Raw genomic sequence first — 19,553 nt, 5'->3', positions numbered from 1 at the left:
TTCTTTTCTTTGGTCGCTGTGTGAAAAGAAAAGAAGTCATTACCAAAACAACGAAAGGGATAATGAATATCCCACGAGAATAATGTCGCAACCTGTTTGGTAAAATGTAGAGAAAAGGAACTGTGTTAGGGTGCGTTTTAGCAAAGTGGTTGCACCTTTTTAAATGCGAAAAGGCGGTTCCGACCAACGGAAGGATGCGTCTTTTCGCCGCCCGACTTTTTGGGTCAGGCGACTTTTAGGGGTTGGGTGAGGAAGTTTTTCAGATTGAGAAAAAAACCTCTGTTTTCGGTCATTCCAAAGCGAAACATATTCCACAACAGCGAACAACCCATTTGAGCCAATGTTGCATTGATATACAAATCCTGTTTTTCCAATGCTTCTGCCAAACTACAACTTGGCGTATCGTCTGTTTGCTCGGACTGTTTCAGCAGTTCGCCAAATTCATCTGTAACCATTGGCAGGCTTGCCACCGCTTCATACTTTTCGGAGTCGGGTTGGTTGATACTTCCAATAGTGGATAGTATCACTTGCCCTGTATGTTGGCTGTTCCCAAAATCCAACCAATATTTGGGTTCTTCACGGTTGGCTCTACGTTGTTTGCTCATTGCTGTGAGCATTTCTGCTATATCAAACCTTGTTTGTACATTGTCCACACAGGAAATGTAAATAGTAGATTTTGTATTTTCGGGCAGACCTCCAAAAGTATTGCGTTCAAACTTTTGTGTTTCTGCTTTCCAATTCGTTCCCATAAAACGGTTAACACGGTTTATCAAGGCTACTGATTTGTACAGTCCTGTTTCACTTGGTGCAAATCGCTGTCTGCCCAAATTGGCTTCCGTGATAATATCATCATCCCACAAACGTACTTGCAGTCCTGCGTGTCCCAGTTCGGTTAGACTGTGGCTCATTTCCATTAATGCGGTCAGCACCTTTGAGCCTGTGCCACCTGCTCCGATAAGGTTCACTTCAATCGGGTTTGTCGGACTTATCAGATAGTTGTCCGTAAAATGCACTTTGGTTTTCTCTGTATTCATCACAATAGATTTTTAAGGGTTTTGCCGTTCGCTTTTAAAACTTCTTTTGGAAAACGTTTATCTATGTCGATAAGGTCTTTCCACAACTTTACGCAATCGCCATTTACAGGATTGTGTTTGCCCATTAGATGGCTGAAATAACTATTGAAAAAATAGTGTCCCCAAGCGTGTACAAATTCTTCCACCGATGCGGATTTTTTAATATCAATGCTAACCGTTCCCATACAGACTTTACCATCCTCGTAAATATTGAAAAACGGAGCATAATGCAGTTTAGTTTTATCATTCGGTCTTCTGTCACTCGCAAGGGCATAAACGGAAAGACTATTTTTACTTGCTTTCCAAAGCATTGGTGGTACAAAGGCATTACCGTTGGATATTTTCAGACCGTCCACAAAAAACAACTTTCTTTGTTGTGCTTTGGTGTACCAGATTACCGTACCTTTTTCCGCACTCGGATTAAGGTGCAAAATGTTTGTCGGCAAAATTCCGTTTGGCTTTAGAAAAGCTTTATCCTTGTCTTTTTCGGAGCGAAGTGATTTTGCCAATATATTTGCTTCTCTTACGGTTAAAGGGTGGGCATTGATTGGATTTCCGTTTTTATCCATATCAAAATGCTCTACATACACATCGGTTGTCCGTCCTTTGGTTTCGTAGAATACCAAAGCCGATTTGGGGTGGTACAATGTCCCGAAGTCCTGTGTTATATCGTTTATTGTTTCCATATTCTTAAATTTAGCATTGGTGTAAAACATCGCTTAGGTCGTGTAATAATTGAAATAACCTGTTTTCAAAACAAAGATTGTTGGCGGTTATATCCCTGCCATCAAACTGTTTTAATATAATCGGTTCTTCCATTTGTCCGTATTCCTGTATATCGGTGTTTACGGATTCTATCAAGGTTTCATTGAGCCAACCTTTGTGGTCTGCGTAAAATGAAATGTACTTTTCCATTCCGATAATGTTCTCCATATCTTCTTCAGATGCTTCTCCATTGGGTTTGGCATTTCTGAATACGTTTTCATTCGGATATTTTTGATACAGGGAAAAAGCTTCTTTTGCTACTATCAAGCATTCTCTGTCAAAATCATTCCTTACTTTGAACTTTTCAATACGTTTTTCAAATACGGTCAGATTGATGCGGTTATAAATTCGTTGCTCAATAAAATCCCCTATAAATTCAGCTTCTTTAATCTCCGAAAGATAAACTTCGGTTTCTTCTGTATAATCATCCTGTTCTACCCAATCGTTCATCATTTCGTACATCCAATAGAGGTAACTTGCTTCCTGTCTGTAATACGGAATGTCGGCTATATGGTACAGATAAGCACAAACGGACAATAATAAATGTGCATTTGATTTTCTCTTTTTATCGTGAAAAAGTCGGTACAATGGGCAAACAGGAATGTAAAACAGTGTTGAACCTGTATTGTAGCGTTCTTCACTTACAAAATAGGTTTTCTTGCTGTCCTGTACCAATCGAATTTCTTCCCAATCTAAAACTTTACTCTTTAACTTTTCCTCTACATCAGCCATAGCCAATGCCATATTATAGGGATAGGCAAATTGTTTGGTCTGTGCAGGTTCAATATTGTAATGCTTTGCCAATTTGGAAAGGGACTGAAAAAAATCCCTTTCCGTTCTATTTGATTTCCTGCAAGCCTGTACGGTTTTTGTTTCTTTCAGTTTAGGCAGAAAGGAACATTTTAGAAAGCCATTGGTAACATCGCTATTGGAACTGACCTGCGTTTGTCTTTCCGTACTTCGTTTGCATCCTTTGGCTTTTGCATCCAATTTGCGAACTCGTTTAACTGTCGGTGCAACTGTCGTTGTCGTTGCTGTTCGGGTATTGTGATAGTTCCCGATAGGATATGTCTGTGCATAGTTCATCGCTTTTAAATTTTGGTTTAACCTTTCGTTCCCATTACGCTTTCAAATCTGTACTCTACTGCATCATCCTTTATCTGTGGTGCAGATGCTTTTGCGGTTGTGAGTATCGGGTACATATTGGCATAAAAATTCATTACAGCTTCCACGCTCCAACCTGGTTCGGGGTCGGTCAATCTGATGTCCTGTCCTTTATCTTTGAGTATAAACACTCGTTCCAATTGTGTTGCTAATAACATACTATTCGTTTTTATTGTTAATACTCTGTTTCTTCTTCGTCCGCTTCGTCTATGGGATAATCGGCAGTAGCTTCTTCCGCTTGTGGCGGTTCGGGTACTGTTTCTTCCATTGCTCCGAAAAGGCTCGGTGTGGCAAACTTGTTTGATAATTCCGTTTTGCGTTTGCGTATCTCGTCCGCTTTTTCGGGAAACTCGGTTATATCGGGTACTTTCATCCACGCTTCACGGTGCTTGCCCTCTTTTTCGAGTTCGTCAGCCTTTGCCATTCCGTCTTTAAATTTTTTGTCTTTGGCTTCTTTTTCCTTTTTGGCTTTCTCGGTCTTTTCTTTTTCCATTGCCGATTGCTTTTTGACTTCTTCCATTTGTTTCAGGAATTTTTCCATATCCACCATTACACCCGAAACGGTTTTAACAGGTGCTTTTATCTGCTCAAAAAATCCCTCGTCAAATTCCTGTGGTGTGGCGTTAAACGTCAATGGGGGAATGAGGTTTTTGGCACTATCTCCGCATTGTTCGTTATTGAGCAGAACTGATACAATTAAATTGTTTTCCGCTCCTTTGGAAATGTTGAGTTGCAATACTCCTGTAAAGTCCAAAGCTTGTATCTGATTAAAAAAATTGGTATTCATCGTTCTGAAATTTTAATTGTTAACTATTCGTTTTTTGATTGCTGTGAGTTTCTCGTGTAAGTCCGTCCAATAGGCTTTTTGTCTTTTATCGAAGTCTGAAAAACTTTTGTCCTCGTGTTTATATTGCTTGTAATCTGATGATATTTGGATAGCTTCATCAAGGTCAGTTACCTCGATTAGGCAACCGTTCAAATCTGTTATTTTCATCATACTGTCAGTTTTCGAGATAATAGTGTTTCCAATATTTCGCTGTCGCTTTCATATTCTTCATCTTCAAAATGATAGCGGTCTGTTTCTTCGTCATATTGGTATTGTTCCAAATCTTCATCGGTTAATGCGGTATCGTCCAAAATACCTTCCGAATAGGTAGCTTTTCCGTAGATGCCGTTTCCCATTTCTTCATATTCTTGCGTAAAGTCTACTCCGTAATGTTCTGCTATCGCTTGTACTACCTCAATATTGGGCGACCATTTTGTTTCGTATTGGAATACGCCTGTAACATCATCGTCTTGATAGATTTCAAAGAAATAGCCACCGTTACTGTCCTCTACGAAGTCGGGTAATTGTCCGCAATTTTCTTCCTGTTGTTTTTCAGCCATTGATTTGAATAGCTGTTGTATCTGTTCGATTGCTTCGGGATTGCCCTCGAAAACAACCGTATTACTGCACCAATTAGCCATAATTATTTATTGTTTAAGGTTATCAATTTGATTTTTCAGCGGTGTAAACGACATTTACATAGTAACCGAATGACTGCTCCCAAAGGCGTATTAAACCGTCTGTGTCTATGTAGAAATACTCCGTTCGATTACAGTAGATAATATGTACTGTTTCTTCCTTATGCTTCTTTTCAAGGCTCTTGGCTTTCGCCAATTCTTTTGCTTCTTCTATCGTTTTTGCTTTCATATCCTGCTGTCTTGTATCGTTAAAAATTTCTACTATATCCACAATGGCACATTCGGGACAACCCTCTGCGGTTGTTATCTGCTGTATAGCTCCCTGTTTACCGCTTAGTGATACTACTCTGAGCGTTGTTGTGCCTGTGTCGTGCTTTAGCGTTGCTTTATAGTAGGCTACCACCATTTAAGGCGGTAGCCTGTGGTTTTATCTAATTAACGTTTAGGATTTCCGCACCGTCCAAAGCAAATGAGGTACACAATTCAAATGCTTTCTGTGATTTGAGTTGTGCCGTACCACCGAGTACAATGCTCTGTAGCTTGGCTTCATCGTTCTTGTAATTTCTTACGTTCTGATAGTAGCCTGTCACGGCATTGTACGCTCCGAACAAAGTACCTTTGGTGGTGTCCATTTGCTGTGTGTCGCTTATCATAGCATAGCTGAAAGCATCGTCAACCACATTTTTAAACACGGTTGAAACTTCGTCTTCCGCACCTTTTTTGATTAGGTCTAAAGTTTCCTTGTTCGGGCAAAGTGCCAATTGGATTAGCTTTCTTACTTCTCGGTCTGATACTTTAACCTTTGTCCACTCGTTGAAAATGCCCTCTAATTGGTTGCTCAACGTGTTAGCTAATCCCATAATCTTGTGAGCATTCTCGATACGCTGTTTCGCTCCCGAAGTGTGTTTGATACGGACTACATTGGTCATACTGCGTAGTGAAGCATTCAGCGTGTTTTGGCATACAATCCTGATAGGGGTAAATGCGGCTGTGATACTTCCGCTACCATCGTGCGAAGTGGTTAGGAAAATATATTTCTCCGTTACATCATCGCCATTGCCTACACGGATATAGTCGGGCAGTTTGGCTGTGATAAAAATGCGTTCTCCGTTGCCCAATGCTCCTGCGGTTTCGTATAAAATACCCTCGCCACCACCTACGATAGCATCAAAGAAATTAAAGGCTTCACGGTTTTGTACGATGTGGTAATCTTTACCAACTACACCCAATACTGCATTGTTATCAGTGCGTATGTTGGCGAAATAGTTGGGTACTTCCAATTCGCTACTGCCTATCTCGATGCCGTTGGCTGTTTCGATAATGCCCGAACCTTTGGTAAACAGAGGGGATTTAACCACATCGTAATCTAAACCTGCGTGTTGGATAGCTTCCTCGCTTGTTGGGTATTGCTCCACGATTTGCCCCAAACCGTGCCACGCTTTTTGCTGTACGCTAAAAAATGAATAACGTCCTGTTCTCTCGTTGAAATTGATATTATGTGCCATTTTGATAAAATTTTGATGTTAAAAAATGATTGAATGTTCTTGATTAAAATGGGAGGTCGTCCTCTGTTCCCTGTGCTGTAAATCCGTTGTTTTCAGATTGTGCAGTAGCCTGTACGGTCTCGGTTCTTTTGATACCTCCGTGAAACTTGATGTTTGAGGTATGGAAATTCAAACCTGCTTTCGGCTCTCCGTCTTTGCCTGTCCACGCTCGTGTACTTACCCTGCCTGTGAGTTCTACCAAAGTACCTTTGGTCAGTAGTGTGGCTACTTTTGCCGAAATCCAATAGGCACAATCGAAGTAGGTTGTTTGCTCCACTCGTTCACCTTGTTTGTTTCGGTAGCTTTCGTTGGTAGCTACTGAAAAGTTTACTACTTGTTTGTCCTGTGACGTTGTGCGTACTTCCGCATCCTTTGTCAGTCTTCCGATGATGTTCATAATCGTTCCTGTTTTAAAAATTTTACATTTTGTTACGTTCACTTTTCTCGTTTCCTGCTTCCTGTTGTTGTTTGCTCCGCTCCGCATAATTTTTTCCAAAAGAAAAACCGGAAAAAAGAAAGCAGACTATCAAGGCGGTCAAGAGGAAAAGCCAAAAGGAAACGGAATAATTGGAGGGTACCTTTAGGGAGGAAACCGTTTATGCCGTAGTCTTTTGGCTGGGATTGAGCGTGGGGTGGCCGCCGTACTTTGGCTGCCTTTTTACCGGTTGATTATGGAAATATTTTGTTGTAATTATTTTGAAATAAATTCCAGGCTATTAAAGCCTATAAGAGAGATTTGAAAAATGAAAGGGAAAGGGGAATGGATAAGGAGTTTGTTTTTCAATTTTCTATTTAGAAAATAGCCATAAAAGTTCTTTTACAGCGAAGGAATTGGAAGGGAGGTAAATGTACTTTGGCTGTAAAATATGGGCATAAAAAAAGCAGAACCAATAAGTTCTGCTCTGTTGTGAAATATTAAAAGCTAATTTAGATGACCGCTAAAAATGCGTCCTCCATAGCCTGAAATTTTGGGGCAACCAAATCCATATCCTTGCTTATTTTCTGACTGGTGATTTTGGCATAGATCTGTGTGGTGGAGATGTTTTTATGTCCCATCATTTTGCTAAGGCTTTCTAGTGGTACACCCTCCGTCAAAAACATTGTTCCGAAAGTATGTCTTGCGGTGTGAAAAGTTACTTTCTGTTCTGTAATTATTTCTGCTGTTTCAATCAGTTTACTGACGTGATTGTTACAGGTTGCATTTGTAGGAACCGGGAAGATAAATTCATTCCTTGTCGTACCTTGATATTTCTCAATGATGCGTTTTGGGATTTCCATCAACCTAACATTGGACGCAATATCCGATTTCTTTCTCCTGCTGATGATCCATTGATGGCCGTCAAAGAAAGATTGGATATTATTTCGGGTTAATTTCTTGATGTCTGCATAAGCAAGTCCGGTGAAACAACTAAAGATAAAGAGATTTTTTACAAGCTCATATCTTGGGTGTGACGGTACACATTTCATCAGTTTCTCAACATCTTCTTTCAAAATATAACCTCTGTCGGTTTCCTGCATATTTATCTCATAATCCTGAAAAGGATTATCACGTATCAAGCCTTTTTTGATAGCCAATTCGACAAGACTTAAAACAGGCATTGTGTAAACCCATACTGTATTATGCGAAGATTGTAAATCGTATCTAAGATAAAAATCGAACTCACGGATAAACTCCGGAGTCAACTCCCGGAATGCCATATCATCACGATGATAGCGTTCTTTAATAAAATTGGTAAGATGATTGTAAACCGTGATATACTTGTTATAGGTGCTTTGTGAACGTTCTTCTTTTTCAACCAATCTTTTGAAATCTTCGTTTTGATCGTTGAATACTTTTAATATTGCATCATCCATTACACCGACACCAAGAAAAGAAAGTTTTACTTTCTGTGCGGTGGCAAAGCCTTCGTGTTTCTGCATGTCTTCGTATATCTTGTCGATACGTCCACGTATGTTATCCAGTTTCTGGTTAATGTTCAATGCAACGGCACTTTTTCCCTCAACTCTTCCATACTTTAAATCCCAATTATTGGGGTTTATTTCTAACTTTGTACCCAGAGTCTTAGCTGTTCCGTCAATGGTAATACGTGCCATAATCGGTGCATTACCGTTCTTTTTCAGTTCGTTCTTTTTCAAATAGAAAAGCAGTTTGAACGTCGATTTTTTTGTCTGCTCCATAACTCAAATGTTTAATGTTTAAAATTAAATTATACTGAGTTACAAGGAAATGGAAAAAGTAGAGCAAAATACTGAAATATAGCCAGTTAGGCTATATCATTACTTTTGTCAATCGGTAACGAATTAGTAACCCAATCTTGTCATTTTAAGCCCAAAACCTATCAGACACCGAGTTCCAAACTACGACTACTATTTTATAAAACATTGTATAGCAAAGGTTTTAATCGTTTTGCTTACTTTTGCTTTTTATTAATCTTTTTTTGCGAAAATAATTAGAAATCAATTTAATACGACGAGTTTTGTCGCCACGCCGGACGATATTTGTAGAAAGAAAAAGGATGAAAATGAATATCAAAAATTAAGGTGGATATCCAAGCCGGACACCACCTTAAAAAATAAGGCTAAAACGGAAGTAATCTAATAAAAAGAACTTCCAACTTTAATCTTAAAACCAAAACAAAAATAATAAAAAAATGTCAACAAATGAGAAAACAACTCTGTCTCAAAACTTTTGGGACTGGATGCAGTCGTATTGGCACACACACAGAGATTTTCCGCCTGCTCATCCTGACTGGAGGAAGAAGGCAGATCTAGTTAATGGTAAAGTTCCGGCGGGGCAGCTACCCAGTTATGTAGATGATGTGTTAGAGTTCAGCAAATACGCAGAATTGCCACAGTTTGGAGAAAAAGGAAAAATATATATTACCACTGAGGATAATAAACAGTTTCGATGGAGTGGTTCTGTATATTTAGAAATCAATGCAACTTCAAATCTTAATCCAGCGGATTACGTAACATTAGATACAGCTCAGAATGTAACTGGCAAAAAAAGGTTTGATACCATTTATAACTCTTATACACCAGACGGTTTATTTGACCCGAATGCAAAACCTCTTTCTACAAATACACCTGGTGGAAAGAACTTATTGTTCGGATATAAGGATTATGGTAGTGGACAATATTATCCACGAATAGGATTTACATCAGATACAAATTGGAGTTTAGGAGCTATTGGTAATAATTTTACCATTGGTACTAATAATGATGGATCGGCGCAGCTTAGATTGACTCCGTCTGGAGTTTTAAAAATAAATGATGGCGAAGTTTTTACAACAAATAATTTAGATTTAAATAATTATATTTCAACTTCTCATGCAGCAAATCAGATTACTGAAAATGAAATTATTGATTGGAGAAGCTATTTGAGATATATCGACAATAGAAGTATAAAAGCGGTAAATATTTTACCCACTAAACTCCAGTTTGGATTTACTTCATGGAATAATAATAATACTTATCCTTGGGCCGATTATATTCATTTTGGGGGATACAGAGATGCGACTGGAGGAAGTCAGAACTTATTGGTTTTTAAGAAAAATGGTTTTGGACTAAGACAGTATCAAAATACTTTTCAAAATCAATCTGAGTATCAGTCTTACACAGATTATTGGAATACAGATAACTTAAATCCTGTTACGCTAAATACTGCTCAGACGATTGATAGTCATAAAACATTTACTGCAGGATTAAAAAGTACAACGTATGAATGGTTCGGGTTAGCAATGACGGCTCCAGGTAAGGTTTCTAAAGAATCTACATTTTATAATTTAGGTTCAGATTTCGGATACGGAATTTCCACGAATGTAATAGGTGGGCTTGATATTATGGCAAACCAAGCCGGTCAACCTATTAGATTTTGGGCGGGAAATGATAATGATAATCCTTTTAATGTAGTTAATTTTTATAAAGAAATAGTCAAATACTTTACGAATATATCAATTAATGAAGGGAAAGAAATTAGATTAAAAGGAGAGCATGATATTGCACATTATGTAAAACACTTTGCTGATGACACAGATGGGTTCGGTGTTTCGACAGGATTTGCTGTTAAACCTTATCATGATACCTCCCAAAACTTACTTTTAGTAGATGATTCTGGTACATATGTGAAAGGAAATAGAGTTTGGGATAAAGGGAACTTCAATCCGGAATACAAAGCAGAAAGAGAAAATAATGCAGTAGGAATAGGATTTTATGGAGGAGAGCTGACAATGCCTTTTATTAGACATAATTATGGAATTTCATATCTTTTCAGTGCAAAGCCCATGGAATTCTTTGGTAGTGGAAAAAGTGCAAATGATATTGAACGTTCCGGATTTTACGCTGTAGGAAATGGAACTCTTGAAACCGGAAATTATTCAGGACCGGAAGATGGGAAAAGAGCTTTTTTACATTTTGAAACAGAAAATATATATTCTGCTTCGCAAATTCAGACCGAAAGATTTACGGGAAATATTCTAAGCAGAACCAAGGCGGATGGATTGTGGAGTGATTGGATAAGACATTGGGGATCTAATGATTTTACAGCGGATAATATCACAAAATGGAATAATTCTATTGATAATTCGTCTGCCTCGGAAGAGGTGATTTTAGAGGATGACGTTCTTAAGATTCAGCCGGATGAATTTTCTCTAGAAGGAAACGGCAGCTATGATGTAAATAGTAAAAAGAAATTGGTTCATGTACTTTTTAAAGACGGAACAGATTTGAATATCAGAGAGCTTGTCAAAAGGCAAACAATAGTCGTTTTCAACTTATGCAGATTTTCTGTTAATCTGAATGTTGAAGGTTTGAAATCTTATACATTATCTCCTGAAATGCAGATAACTTTATACATCAATGATGCAATGGAAGTATTACTTTATAATGAAACAGGCTTCAAAAAAATGTAATAATTAAGAGATAATATTTTTATTGCGTCAAGTTCTGTCGCTGTTGCGCAATATCTTTGTTTCAATAATAAAAAGAACACAAGCAAACATTCAATTTTTTTTAAATCCTTTTAATTCGACATTTTCAAAATGTTGGATAAGGTATAATATGTCTAAAAATAAGATGATCAATGATAAGAAAGATTAAGCAAGAAGGTGGATAGCGAAGTCGGGAACCACCTTAAAAAATAGGGCTGAATATACGAAATGACCTAATAAAAAGGATTGTTTCAACTTTAATTTTAAAACCAAAAAAAAGAAAATGTCTACAACCGATTTAAATACAAACAACAGTTCACAGACTCTGTTCAGATTTGCCGCTTCAAGAAATCCGGAACTTTCGGATCCTAAAAATATCAATAGAAGATTTATATTCAGGGATCACAACTCGCGTACCAACAGCCTTATTGACAGCAAAGTTAATTCAACAATGTCTTTACAAAAGCTTCTTGAAAACCCGGGTAATATTTCCGGATTTACAATACTAACTGAAGAAGATCTGAAACTTGGTTATGCTGCCTTTTATGAATTAGCTGTCTGGGTAGCGAGAAATAAGGCTACAGCAAACAAATCTGAATTTGATGAGAAGATTAAAAAATATAATGATTATTTGGCAACTAATATGCCTGCTGTAATTACGGACTATTCTGTTATCTGGGATAATTTAATTTATCAGGTAGTAACTCAGAAAGATTTTTATGCTAAAGAAACGATTATGCAGTTCTTGCACCTTAATCATATCCTTTCTGTATATGAATTTTCTGAAGAAATCTATCAGGATGTAATAAAGGCCAAAGTTGTATTGCCGAAAGAACTCTTCAAGGCGCCGAATTCTACCGTACCGTCACCAAATCCGCAATCTACATCCAAAACAGTGATGTACGATCAAAAGAGTATGAAAATGGCAGAAGCAACAATGCTGCTTGAGCAGAATCAGAACCTGTCTGCAACGTTGAAGAAACTACAGGATAATTATAAAAAAGAATATGATGACGCTTATAAAATTGCCTTTTCTAATTATCAGGCTGAAGTAAAGCCCCTTCAGAAGCAACTTCAGAAAGAAACGGCGGCTGCAGATAACAGAAAACAGATTCTTGAGAACAGAATCAATTATCTTACCCAACTGAGTGTTGCAGATCCGGAGAAATTCTATGCCAACAGCGAATTGGATATGGAGCTTCACAGAATCAAAGATGAAATTATGAACATCTCCTACAGTGAGATCGAGCTTCCGGAATTCACCTTCAGTTTTGCTCCGGAGATTGATGCTTCTGCTTTGGAAAGATCTCTTGGAAAGGAAGAGAAAGAGGCGCTTTGCAGAGTGTTTGGAACAGCAAGTATTTCTGCTGCGTTATCCGCAATTTCTACTTATGATGAGATTAATACAGCGATTACTCAGAATAACCAGTCTTTACAGCAGACAGTTCTCAACAATACCGTGCTTAATCAGCAGACCTATGCGAATGTGGGAGGAGTGGTTGTTCCTGTGGGTAGTACTTCATCCAGTAATTCGGTGATTCCGATGTTTGCAAGAACATGGCTTCCCTTTATGAGCAGCGAACACAATATGATGATAAGAACCGACATTAATAATCCTGTAAGTATAGTAAGCGGAAGTTACACATTAAAAGGACATGACCAGCAAATCATTGCGACAGCATCAACCGCTGATGTGTATAGTGCGCCGAATGTTAGTGTCTTATTTAACGGGCTAAACAAAATTCCCAACAGTATCATATCGAAGTATGAAATTGTAAAACTGGAAGGTGAGGTTACGCTGAATGATGGTCTTGATTATACGATGGAAGCTACTCTTACTGTGACGGCTAACAGCTCTTACAGGTTTGAAGGACCCGGAACATTTACAGCAAAAGACAGAGGGAATACGGGAACAGGAACGGGAGCAGGAACAGGAACAGGAACAGGAACAGGAACGAGCTCCGGAACAACAGCAGCTAATCCTAAGGGAACTTTTATTCCTTCAGGATTTGGAATGAAGAATATCGGGATTACCGATTATAAAAAAGTAGAACAATCCACTTATTGCTATGTAGAAGGAGATGTGGCACACATCGAAAACATCATGGCGAGAGAATATAAAGAAAGAGCGACAAGAAAGCTCAGAAGAAGCGAAAATCAAACAACAAAATCGACTGAATCTGAAAAAGAAAAACTGTCCGATACCACTTCTACCGACAGGCACGAAATGCAGAGCGAGATTTCTAAAATCCTTCAGGAATCTAAAGATTTTGCAGCGCAGGCTGGATTTAATGCTAGTTGGGGGATGGGAGATAATAAGTATGGTTTAAATGTTGGAGCCAATTACGCTACCCACAATTCCAAAGAGGAAAGCAACAGACAGGCGGTTACGGAAGCCAAAGATATAACGGCAAGAGCTTTGGACAGAATTGTTACCAAAGTAAAAGAAGAGCGTATTGATAAGATTATCGAAGAGTTTGAAGAAAATAATAAACATGGTTTTGATAATACCAAAGGAAGCAGCCATGTAGTAGGCGTGTATCGTTGGGTAGATAAAGTAGTTAAGAACCAGATCTACAACTATGGTAAGAGAATGATGTTTGAATTCATGGTTCCTGAGCCTGCAAAACTTCATAAACTAGGGATGACAATTTCTAAAAATCAGGAAAACCAATTGGTAAAACCGGTTGATCCGAGAGAGTCTAATGTACAAAAATTAGAAAATTTTTCTTCATTGGAGGATGAAACAAAACTGAAATTTTGGTTAAGTAAATATAGTGTAGAAATAGATGAAAGACCTGTTGAATCATTTAGTATTGGTAAATCTTTAAATGGGCAAACTTCTAAAGATATTTCAGAAATTGAATTTTATACAATGAAAGATGAGATTCAGATACCCGATGGATATATTGCAACATATGGATTAGCAAGTTTTTCAGCAGCGTCTGATGGAGATGGCTCAAATGTGAATTTGCTTTTAGGGGATCTGCATTATCATCAATGGGGGTTGTGGGGACAAGCAAATGTATTTGATAGAAAAAAATTCCCGAAACCCTATTCAAAATCTGTGCCTATATCATCTACAGGATTTAATGAATTTGCAGGGACTTCAAATTTTATTATTGATGTTGAATTAACTCAAGAAGCAAAAAATGCTTGGCTGCAAAAAACCTTCAACAAAATTATTGAAGCCTATGAATTGGAAATGGATAAGTATAACCAGGCTTTAGCTGAAATAAAAGCGATGGGCGTTGAGATCAAAGGCTCAAATCCTGGGTTCTACAGAAAAATTGAGAATACTATTTTAAGAAGAAACTGTATTTCTTATATGCTGGAGCAGAATCCTAACGTAGATCTTACCTTCGGCAGAGGGAAATATTACAACAACGGCTATTCTTCCGGAGATGAAACCTTCCTGAATACAGATATTAAAGTAGATGAGAAACTGGATCAGTATGCCGCATTTGCAAAATTCATGGAGCAGGCATTTGAGTGGGAAATCATGAGCTACTATTTCTATCCTTACTACTGGGGCGAAAGAAAATCCTGGGCAGATCTGTATCAGTTTGATGATAATGATCCTGTTTTCAGAGCATTTATGCAGTCTGGTATGGCGAGAGTTATTGTGACGGTACGTCCGGGCTTCGAAGAAGCGGTAAGACACTTCCTTGCGACAGGACAGATATGGAACGGAGGAGAAGTTCCGGTAATTGATGATCCGTTGTTCTTGTCCATCGTTGATGAAATGAGATCTCCGAAAGCAACCAAAGAAGGAGAGCCTTGGAGAGAAAGAATTCCTACATCACTTACCATTCTTCAGGCAGATTCTATCGGTTTGAGAGTAGAAAAAGCATTGCCATGCAATTGTGAGCCGGGAGTGAAGTTTGATGATAATCTGGGCGAAATGTGTGCTACAAATTTTGAAATGAACCAAAATCAAATCGGGCAATCCGAAGATAAATGGATGGAAATTAGTTTTAATAAAATGGATTTAGTTGATTATAAAACAATTGAAGATTTATACAATAAAACAGAATTTCCAAGAAAATATACTTGTTTAGGAAATGAAATTATTATTGATAAAGATGCTAATTGGAAGCTAACAGATTCTTCTGTAAAATTCTATCAGGCTTTAGCGAACGAAATTTCAGCAATAGAAGGTGTAGAAGCCTATCCTACAGGAGAAAATGGAATTACTTTTAAAATAAACATTGGTAAAGTTAAGAAGTTTAATTTCATTAAACCTCATGACTCAAAAGAATTAGATCAGCTTGATTTTACTACGGATGGTATCTCCTATCTAAAAATTTCATCACCAGAATATACTATTAAATCTATTCCTAATAGAATTTTGGACGCAAAAGGAGTTGAAATTACCGAGCAAGAGCTTTCAGAAAATATTCCATTAACAAGGTTTTTGGTGTAATCTAAAATTTAGAATCTAAAATTTTTAGAAATGAGCCAGGTAAAACCCGAGGCTATTTGGCAGCACGAACAAGTGCTGCCTTATATCCTCACGCGTCTGAAAGACAAGATTAGTGAGATTACTGCCGTAGAAAAGATTCTACTTTTCGGGAGCAGAGGAAGGCTTCCTTTGAAACGCTGGAACGAACTGGAAGGAAAAGACTGGGATGTTTTGGTACAGGCGAAATGCAAACTGAAAAATGCCCATGTTTTGGTTGAAGAGGGTTATCATCTGGATCTTTTGGTCTTGGATGAAAGCCAAACCGAAAAATTTATCCAAAACATGAAAACCAAAGAACTTTTTCCTTTGAATGAATTGGAGTGTTTAATGATTAAAAACGAAGAAAATGGGAACATTTGATGATGAATTCGGGGATCTATCCCGGTATAAAATACTTTCTTTTGAAGAAGTAACCCAGGGGTTTGAAGGAAATAAAAATCCTTTGCAAGGACTGGCAAATATTTCAAAAAATAATATTGACTATAAAGAAGACCAATATATTAATCTTAATAAACTCTTGGATGATATTAAGATTAGTAATAATGTAGGAAACGGCTCTCCAATGCAGTATACTTTTAATGGATATTTTCAGGACACTGCACAAACATACATTATGAACGGAGAAACTCACATTGATGTTTCTGCAAAAATAGGATTGAAAAATGGAATTATAACAACCTCTCAGAAGTTTTCAAGAGATCGTCCCTATATGGAAGTGTATTTTGATGAAGAACACAGACTGACTTATTCTTTAACATTTCTATATACAGATACCCGTCAAACAGCGATTGAACTAAAAACTCACGCTTTTGCATACTATAAAAACCTTCTTCTATATATTGGCTATGGAAATGTAGAAACAGAAAGGGATGCCTCTTCATTTTTCATCAGAGAATTTACAGATTTTCTGAAACAGTCTGAAAGTGCAGAAGATCTATATAAAGTATATGGAGATCTCCCTGAAAGTTTTATTAAACATATTTTCCTTTCTACAGAAACTGTGGCAAACCATTTAAAAATTCTTGCAAAGGAAGATGATACAGGATGGTTCAGTTGGACAAAAGATACCAGTTCTCTTTTCATAAAGGTTGTGGCCATGTTCAGGAATTTTAAAGAAACCGGAGATTTTTTCTGGAAAAATCCGAAGTTTATAACGGAAATTTATGATAATCTGGATGGTACTACCGAAATATTTGGGATGCGGTTTTTGAACAGACGTATTTTTGCCTCAATGCTTAATCATTATGCAAAAAGTACTTCCAATGCGAAAGCAATAATAACTAAAAATGCGCTTTTCAGAGGGAAAGAATATTTTGTAGAAACCAATATCACCGAACTGAATGATACACTGAACACCATTAAAGGTATATTAAGTTTTGATTGGGACTTCGATTACAAAAACAGTATTTTTCTTCAACAGAAAAGAACAGTTACCAAGGTTATTGAACAGCAGGAAACTGATGAGTTCGGAAAAGGCGGGGTAATGACGGAAGAAACCAAAACCGAGGCCGAAGCCATAGATCCGGGGTATCTTTACCACCCGATGCATCTCGTACATTATATGGACAGGGATATTGAAGGAGGAAAAGCGCAAATGGTAACTGCCCTTTTTATAAAAGCCATCGCAGATGAGAAGGAATGGGAAGAAGTAATGCGTGATATTCGTATAGGGGCAGATATTATAGCTATTATTGCCGGGATTTTAACGATGGGACTTACGGGTGAAGTTTCTGCAATAGCAATAGCAGATATGACATTAGCAAGTATTGATCTGTCTTTGATGAATGAGGATGTTAAAAAATGGCTCTCACAATCTCCGGAGGGGAAATGGTTTGTTGATAATTGGGATATTATCTATGGTCTGGTAGGTGCCGGAATGCTGAGTGTAGTGTTGATAGACGGCATCCTTACACACGGACCCGCTCTTTTGGAAAAGCTGAAGAACCTGAAAAATGTGAAGGGAAATTTCCGTATTTTTACGGAACAGTTAGAAAAATTAATAACTGAACTGGATGCTTATCAAGCCAGACAAGCCGCCAAAGTGGCAGCTAACGAAATAGAGGAAGTTGTGATACAAGGCGAGAAGTATAGTCTTTGGAAAAAAGTTCTTAATTTAGCCTCATCTCCTGAAAAGTACGTAGAAAAAGTAGTACAAGATTTAGCTGCAAAAGGGCTTTCAGTAAAGAAAGTTGCAGAAGAAGGTTTATATGAGGTAATTTATAATGGAAAGCCACTTTTTTCAGGTAAAGATTTTGAAGTGGGAAGGTTTTTAAAGCAAGCTCATTTTAAAAATATTAAAAGTGCTGAAGAATTTGCAAATAAAATAGCTCTCAATATTTTCCGCGAAAAGATAACGCATTCTGCAAACTTAAAATATAAAGGAATTGTTTATGAAGTTACAAAAAATGGAGGAGTTCTAAAATGGAAATTCGCAGATGAATTATCTAAATTTCCAAATAGAGCAGATCTTTCAGAATATGGAATTATAGAATACAATTTTAGAATTCCTGATAAACTTTTAAAGGAACCTTATAAAGGATTTGGTCAAAAATTTTTAGACGATAGCTTTGAAATCTATGGAAAAGAAATAAAAGGAGCAAAGGCGGACTGGAATGAGTATGAAAGTTATCCAGGAGGATCCTCTTTAGGATATAAACAATTTTGGAAGGCATTTAATGAACTAGAAAATGAAAATGAAGCATTAAAAACCACGACCTTTTATAAAACAATGAGTAAAAGAGGTATTTCTGTTATAAATGATGATAGCGTATATCTTAATAAATGGGAAAATAGTGTAGAAGTAATAATTTATAGTAAAAATTTTAATAAGTAAGATATGAGTAATATAACAATTTATAAAAATGGAGAGTTAGCAATTACAACTGGATTTTCCAAAGATTATGAGAAAACAAAGAGAGATATAGGTGTGTATTCACCTATTGGTTTAATGCTCAAGATTTTAGAGAGTAAGCCTGAATTGCAAAATAAAATTTTCCAGCAACAAGATTTTGTTTTAAGTAAGGAAGAAAAGGATATCATTTCAAAAAAAATGGAAGAATATATAGATAGAGATATTCACAACTTTAAAGAAGCAGATGAAACGGAGGTTTATAAAAGTATAGTCTATAAAAGCAAAACTTACAAAGCGCCTTTCAAGAGAAGTTATCTATCTTTAGAAAAAAAACTTATGCCAGCAATATCCTTATATAATTTATTTAATGATCCTAATGATTCAGATGTAGTAGAGTTCAAGTTCGATTAAATCTTCAGATATCGCGGATTTGTAATCTGTTACGGATTAATTAGCCACAACCTTAACCGTTGTGGTTTTTCTTTTCAGGAGCAGAGGAATGCTTCCTTTGGAACGCTAGAGTGAATTGGAAGGAAAAGACTGGGATGTTTTGGTACAGACGAAATGCAAACTGAAAAATTCCCATGTTTTGGTTGAAGAGAATTATTATCTTGATCTTTTGGTATTAGATGAAAGCCAAACCGAGAAATTTATCCAAAATATGAAAAATATATTAACCCTAAAAATAAGAAATCAGTTTTAGCCATAAAATCATTTAAAGATGACGCAATCAATGTTTCACATCCAGTATTTAAAGAACTTCAAAAACGAGGAGTTATTATAATAACAGAATTAAATCAAATTAAAAATTTAAAATAATGGCAAATACAATTCATTTAATCAGTCAAGAATATTTAAACTCTAATGAATTAAGTGTTACTATTGAAAAAGTAGCTCAAAAACTTGGTTATAATATTGGTAAATCTTACAGTCAAGAATATGATATTATTGAGATCAATCTCTTTAAAGAAGATTTTGGAGATAATTTAAGAGTTTCAATTAGCTGTAAATCAGACTATAATGATACTTTCAATAATTTGTATAATATAGATGGGTACGGAATAATGGTTAGTATTGATTATGACTATCAAGATATACTACTTATTCCCTTTTTACAACAGATATTAATAGAAATTCCAGAATTATTAGTTTATAATGAAGAAACGCCAAAAGGTATTGGGAATTTTGTTTTCAATATATCTCACTTAGAGAATTTTTCAGGAACAGATAGCTACGCTCTTTTGGGAAATCCACCACAAGATTTAAGTAATCTAGCTTAAAGTATCAACCCTTTCATTT

The 19,553-nt window shown here is 36.8% G+C and carries 17 protein-coding genes; 7 read left to right on the top strand and 10 right to left on the bottom strand.

Annotated features, from left to right (window positions below):
* Positions 1 to 224: 224 nt before the first annotated feature.
* The 10 genes from B0E34_RS18250 to B0E34_RS18195 form a co-directional block, all read right to left on the bottom strand.
* Complete coding sequence (locus tag B0E34_RS18250; protein WP_068944873.1) at positions 225 to 1,034, bottom strand: PRTRC system ThiF family protein; 810 nt, start codon at positions 1,032 to 1,034, stop codon at positions 225 to 227.
* Complete coding sequence (locus B0E34_RS18245; RefSeq protein ID WP_068945223.1) at positions 1,034 to 1,759, bottom strand: PRTRC system protein B; 726 nt, start codon at positions 1,757 to 1,759, stop codon at positions 1,034 to 1,036. The genes B0E34_RS18250 and B0E34_RS18245 overlap by 1 nt, the downstream gene beginning before the upstream one ends.
* Before the next feature lie 10 nt (positions 1,760 to 1,769).
* Positions 1,770 to 2,924, bottom strand: a complete 1,155-nt coding sequence (locus B0E34_RS18240; RefSeq protein ID WP_068944872.1) for a hypothetical protein — start codon at positions 2,922 to 2,924, stop codon at positions 1,770 to 1,772.
* 17 nt (positions 2,925 to 2,941) lie between these two features.
* Entirely contained in the window at positions 2,942 to 3,160 is a 219-nt protein-coding gene (locus tag B0E34_RS18235; RefSeq protein WP_068944871.1) for a PRTRC system protein C, read from the bottom strand.
* A gap of 17 nt (positions 3,161 to 3,177) precedes the next feature.
* Positions 3,178 to 3,789 (bottom strand): PRTRC system protein E, encoded by a 612-nt coding sequence (locus tag B0E34_RS18230; protein ID WP_068944870.1) that lies wholly within the window; start codon positions 3,787 to 3,789, stop codon positions 3,178 to 3,180.
* Positions 3,790 to 3,995: 206 nt separating this feature from the next.
* Positions 3,996 to 4,469, bottom strand: coding sequence for a DUF1281 family ferredoxin-like fold protein (locus B0E34_RS18220; protein WP_087711833.1), 474 nt, complete (start codon positions 4,467 to 4,469; stop codon positions 3,996 to 3,998).
* Positions 4,470 to 4,491: 22 nt separating this feature from the next.
* Positions 4,492 to 4,737 (bottom strand): DNA-binding protein, encoded by a 246-nt coding sequence (locus B0E34_RS18215; RefSeq protein WP_228423103.1) that lies wholly within the window; start codon positions 4,735 to 4,737, stop codon positions 4,492 to 4,494.
* Positions 4,738 to 4,897: 160 nt separating this feature from the next.
* Positions 4,898 to 5,971 carry a DUF932 domain-containing protein gene (locus B0E34_RS18210; RefSeq protein WP_068944868.1) on the bottom strand — a complete coding sequence of 358 codons (1,074 nt, stop codon included), beginning with the start codon at positions 5,969 to 5,971 and terminating at the stop codon, positions 4,898 to 4,900.
* A 43-nt stretch (positions 5,972 to 6,014) separates the two neighbouring features.
* The gene (locus tag B0E34_RS18205) at positions 6,015 to 6,407 is read right to left on the bottom strand and encodes a single-stranded DNA-binding protein (RefSeq protein ID WP_068944867.1); all 393 of its coding nucleotides are present in this window, start codon (positions 6,405 to 6,407) and stop codon (positions 6,015 to 6,017) included.
* Between the two features lie 530 nt (positions 6,408 to 6,937).
* Positions 6,938 to 8,188, bottom strand: a complete 1,251-nt coding sequence (locus tag B0E34_RS18195) for a site-specific integrase (RefSeq protein ID WP_068944865.1) — start codon at positions 8,186 to 8,188, stop codon at positions 6,938 to 6,940.
* Positions 8,189 to 8,661: 473 nt separating this feature from the next.
* Between B0E34_RS18195 and B0E34_RS18190 the strand changes: the two genes are divergently transcribed.
* From B0E34_RS18190 to B0E34_RS18165, 7 genes are all read left to right on the top strand, one after another.
* Positions 8,662 to 10,920 carry a hypothetical protein gene (locus tag B0E34_RS18190; RefSeq protein WP_087711831.1) on the top strand — a complete coding sequence of 753 codons (2,259 nt, stop codon included), beginning with the start codon at positions 8,662 to 8,664 and terminating at the stop codon, positions 10,918 to 10,920.
* Positions 10,921 to 11,221: 301 nt separating this feature from the next.
* Positions 11,222 to 15,364, top strand: coding sequence for a hypothetical protein (locus tag B0E34_RS18185; protein ID WP_087711829.1), 4,143 nt, complete (start codon positions 11,222 to 11,224; stop codon positions 15,362 to 15,364).
* A 30-nt stretch (positions 15,365 to 15,394) separates the two neighbouring features.
* The gene (locus tag B0E34_RS18180) at positions 15,395 to 15,763 is read left to right on the top strand and encodes a hypothetical protein (protein ID WP_087711827.1); all 369 of its coding nucleotides are present in this window, start codon (positions 15,395 to 15,397) and stop codon (positions 15,761 to 15,763) included.
* Positions 15,750 to 18,236 carry a hypothetical protein gene (locus B0E34_RS18175; RefSeq protein WP_087711825.1) on the top strand — a complete coding sequence of 829 codons (2,487 nt, stop codon included), beginning with the start codon at positions 15,750 to 15,752 and terminating at the stop codon, positions 18,234 to 18,236. Before B0E34_RS18180 ends, B0E34_RS18175 begins: the two co-directional genes overlap by 14 nt.
* A 3-nt stretch (positions 18,237 to 18,239) precedes the next feature.
* Positions 18,240 to 18,665, top strand: coding sequence for a hypothetical protein (locus B0E34_RS18170; RefSeq protein ID WP_087711824.1), 426 nt, complete (start codon positions 18,240 to 18,242; stop codon positions 18,663 to 18,665).
* A 115-nt stretch (positions 18,666 to 18,780) separates the two neighbouring features.
* A complete protein-coding gene (locus B0E34_RS21440) occupies positions 18,781 to 18,957 on the top strand; it encodes a hypothetical protein (protein ID WP_165763022.1) in 177 nt (58 codons plus the stop codon).
* Between the two features lie 115 nt (positions 18,958 to 19,072).
* Positions 19,073 to 19,534, top strand: a complete 462-nt coding sequence (locus B0E34_RS18165; protein ID WP_087711822.1) for a hypothetical protein — start codon at positions 19,073 to 19,075, stop codon at positions 19,532 to 19,534.
* Positions 19,535 to 19,553 lie beyond the last annotated feature (19 nt).

Origin of the sequence: Chryseobacterium mucoviscidosis (assembly GCF_002177115.1) — a bacterium.
Taxonomy (GTDB): domain Bacteria; phylum Bacteroidota; class Bacteroidia; order Flavobacteriales; family Weeksellaceae; genus Chryseobacterium; species Chryseobacterium mucoviscidosis.
This window is presented reverse-complemented; position numbering and strand designations above follow the sequence as displayed.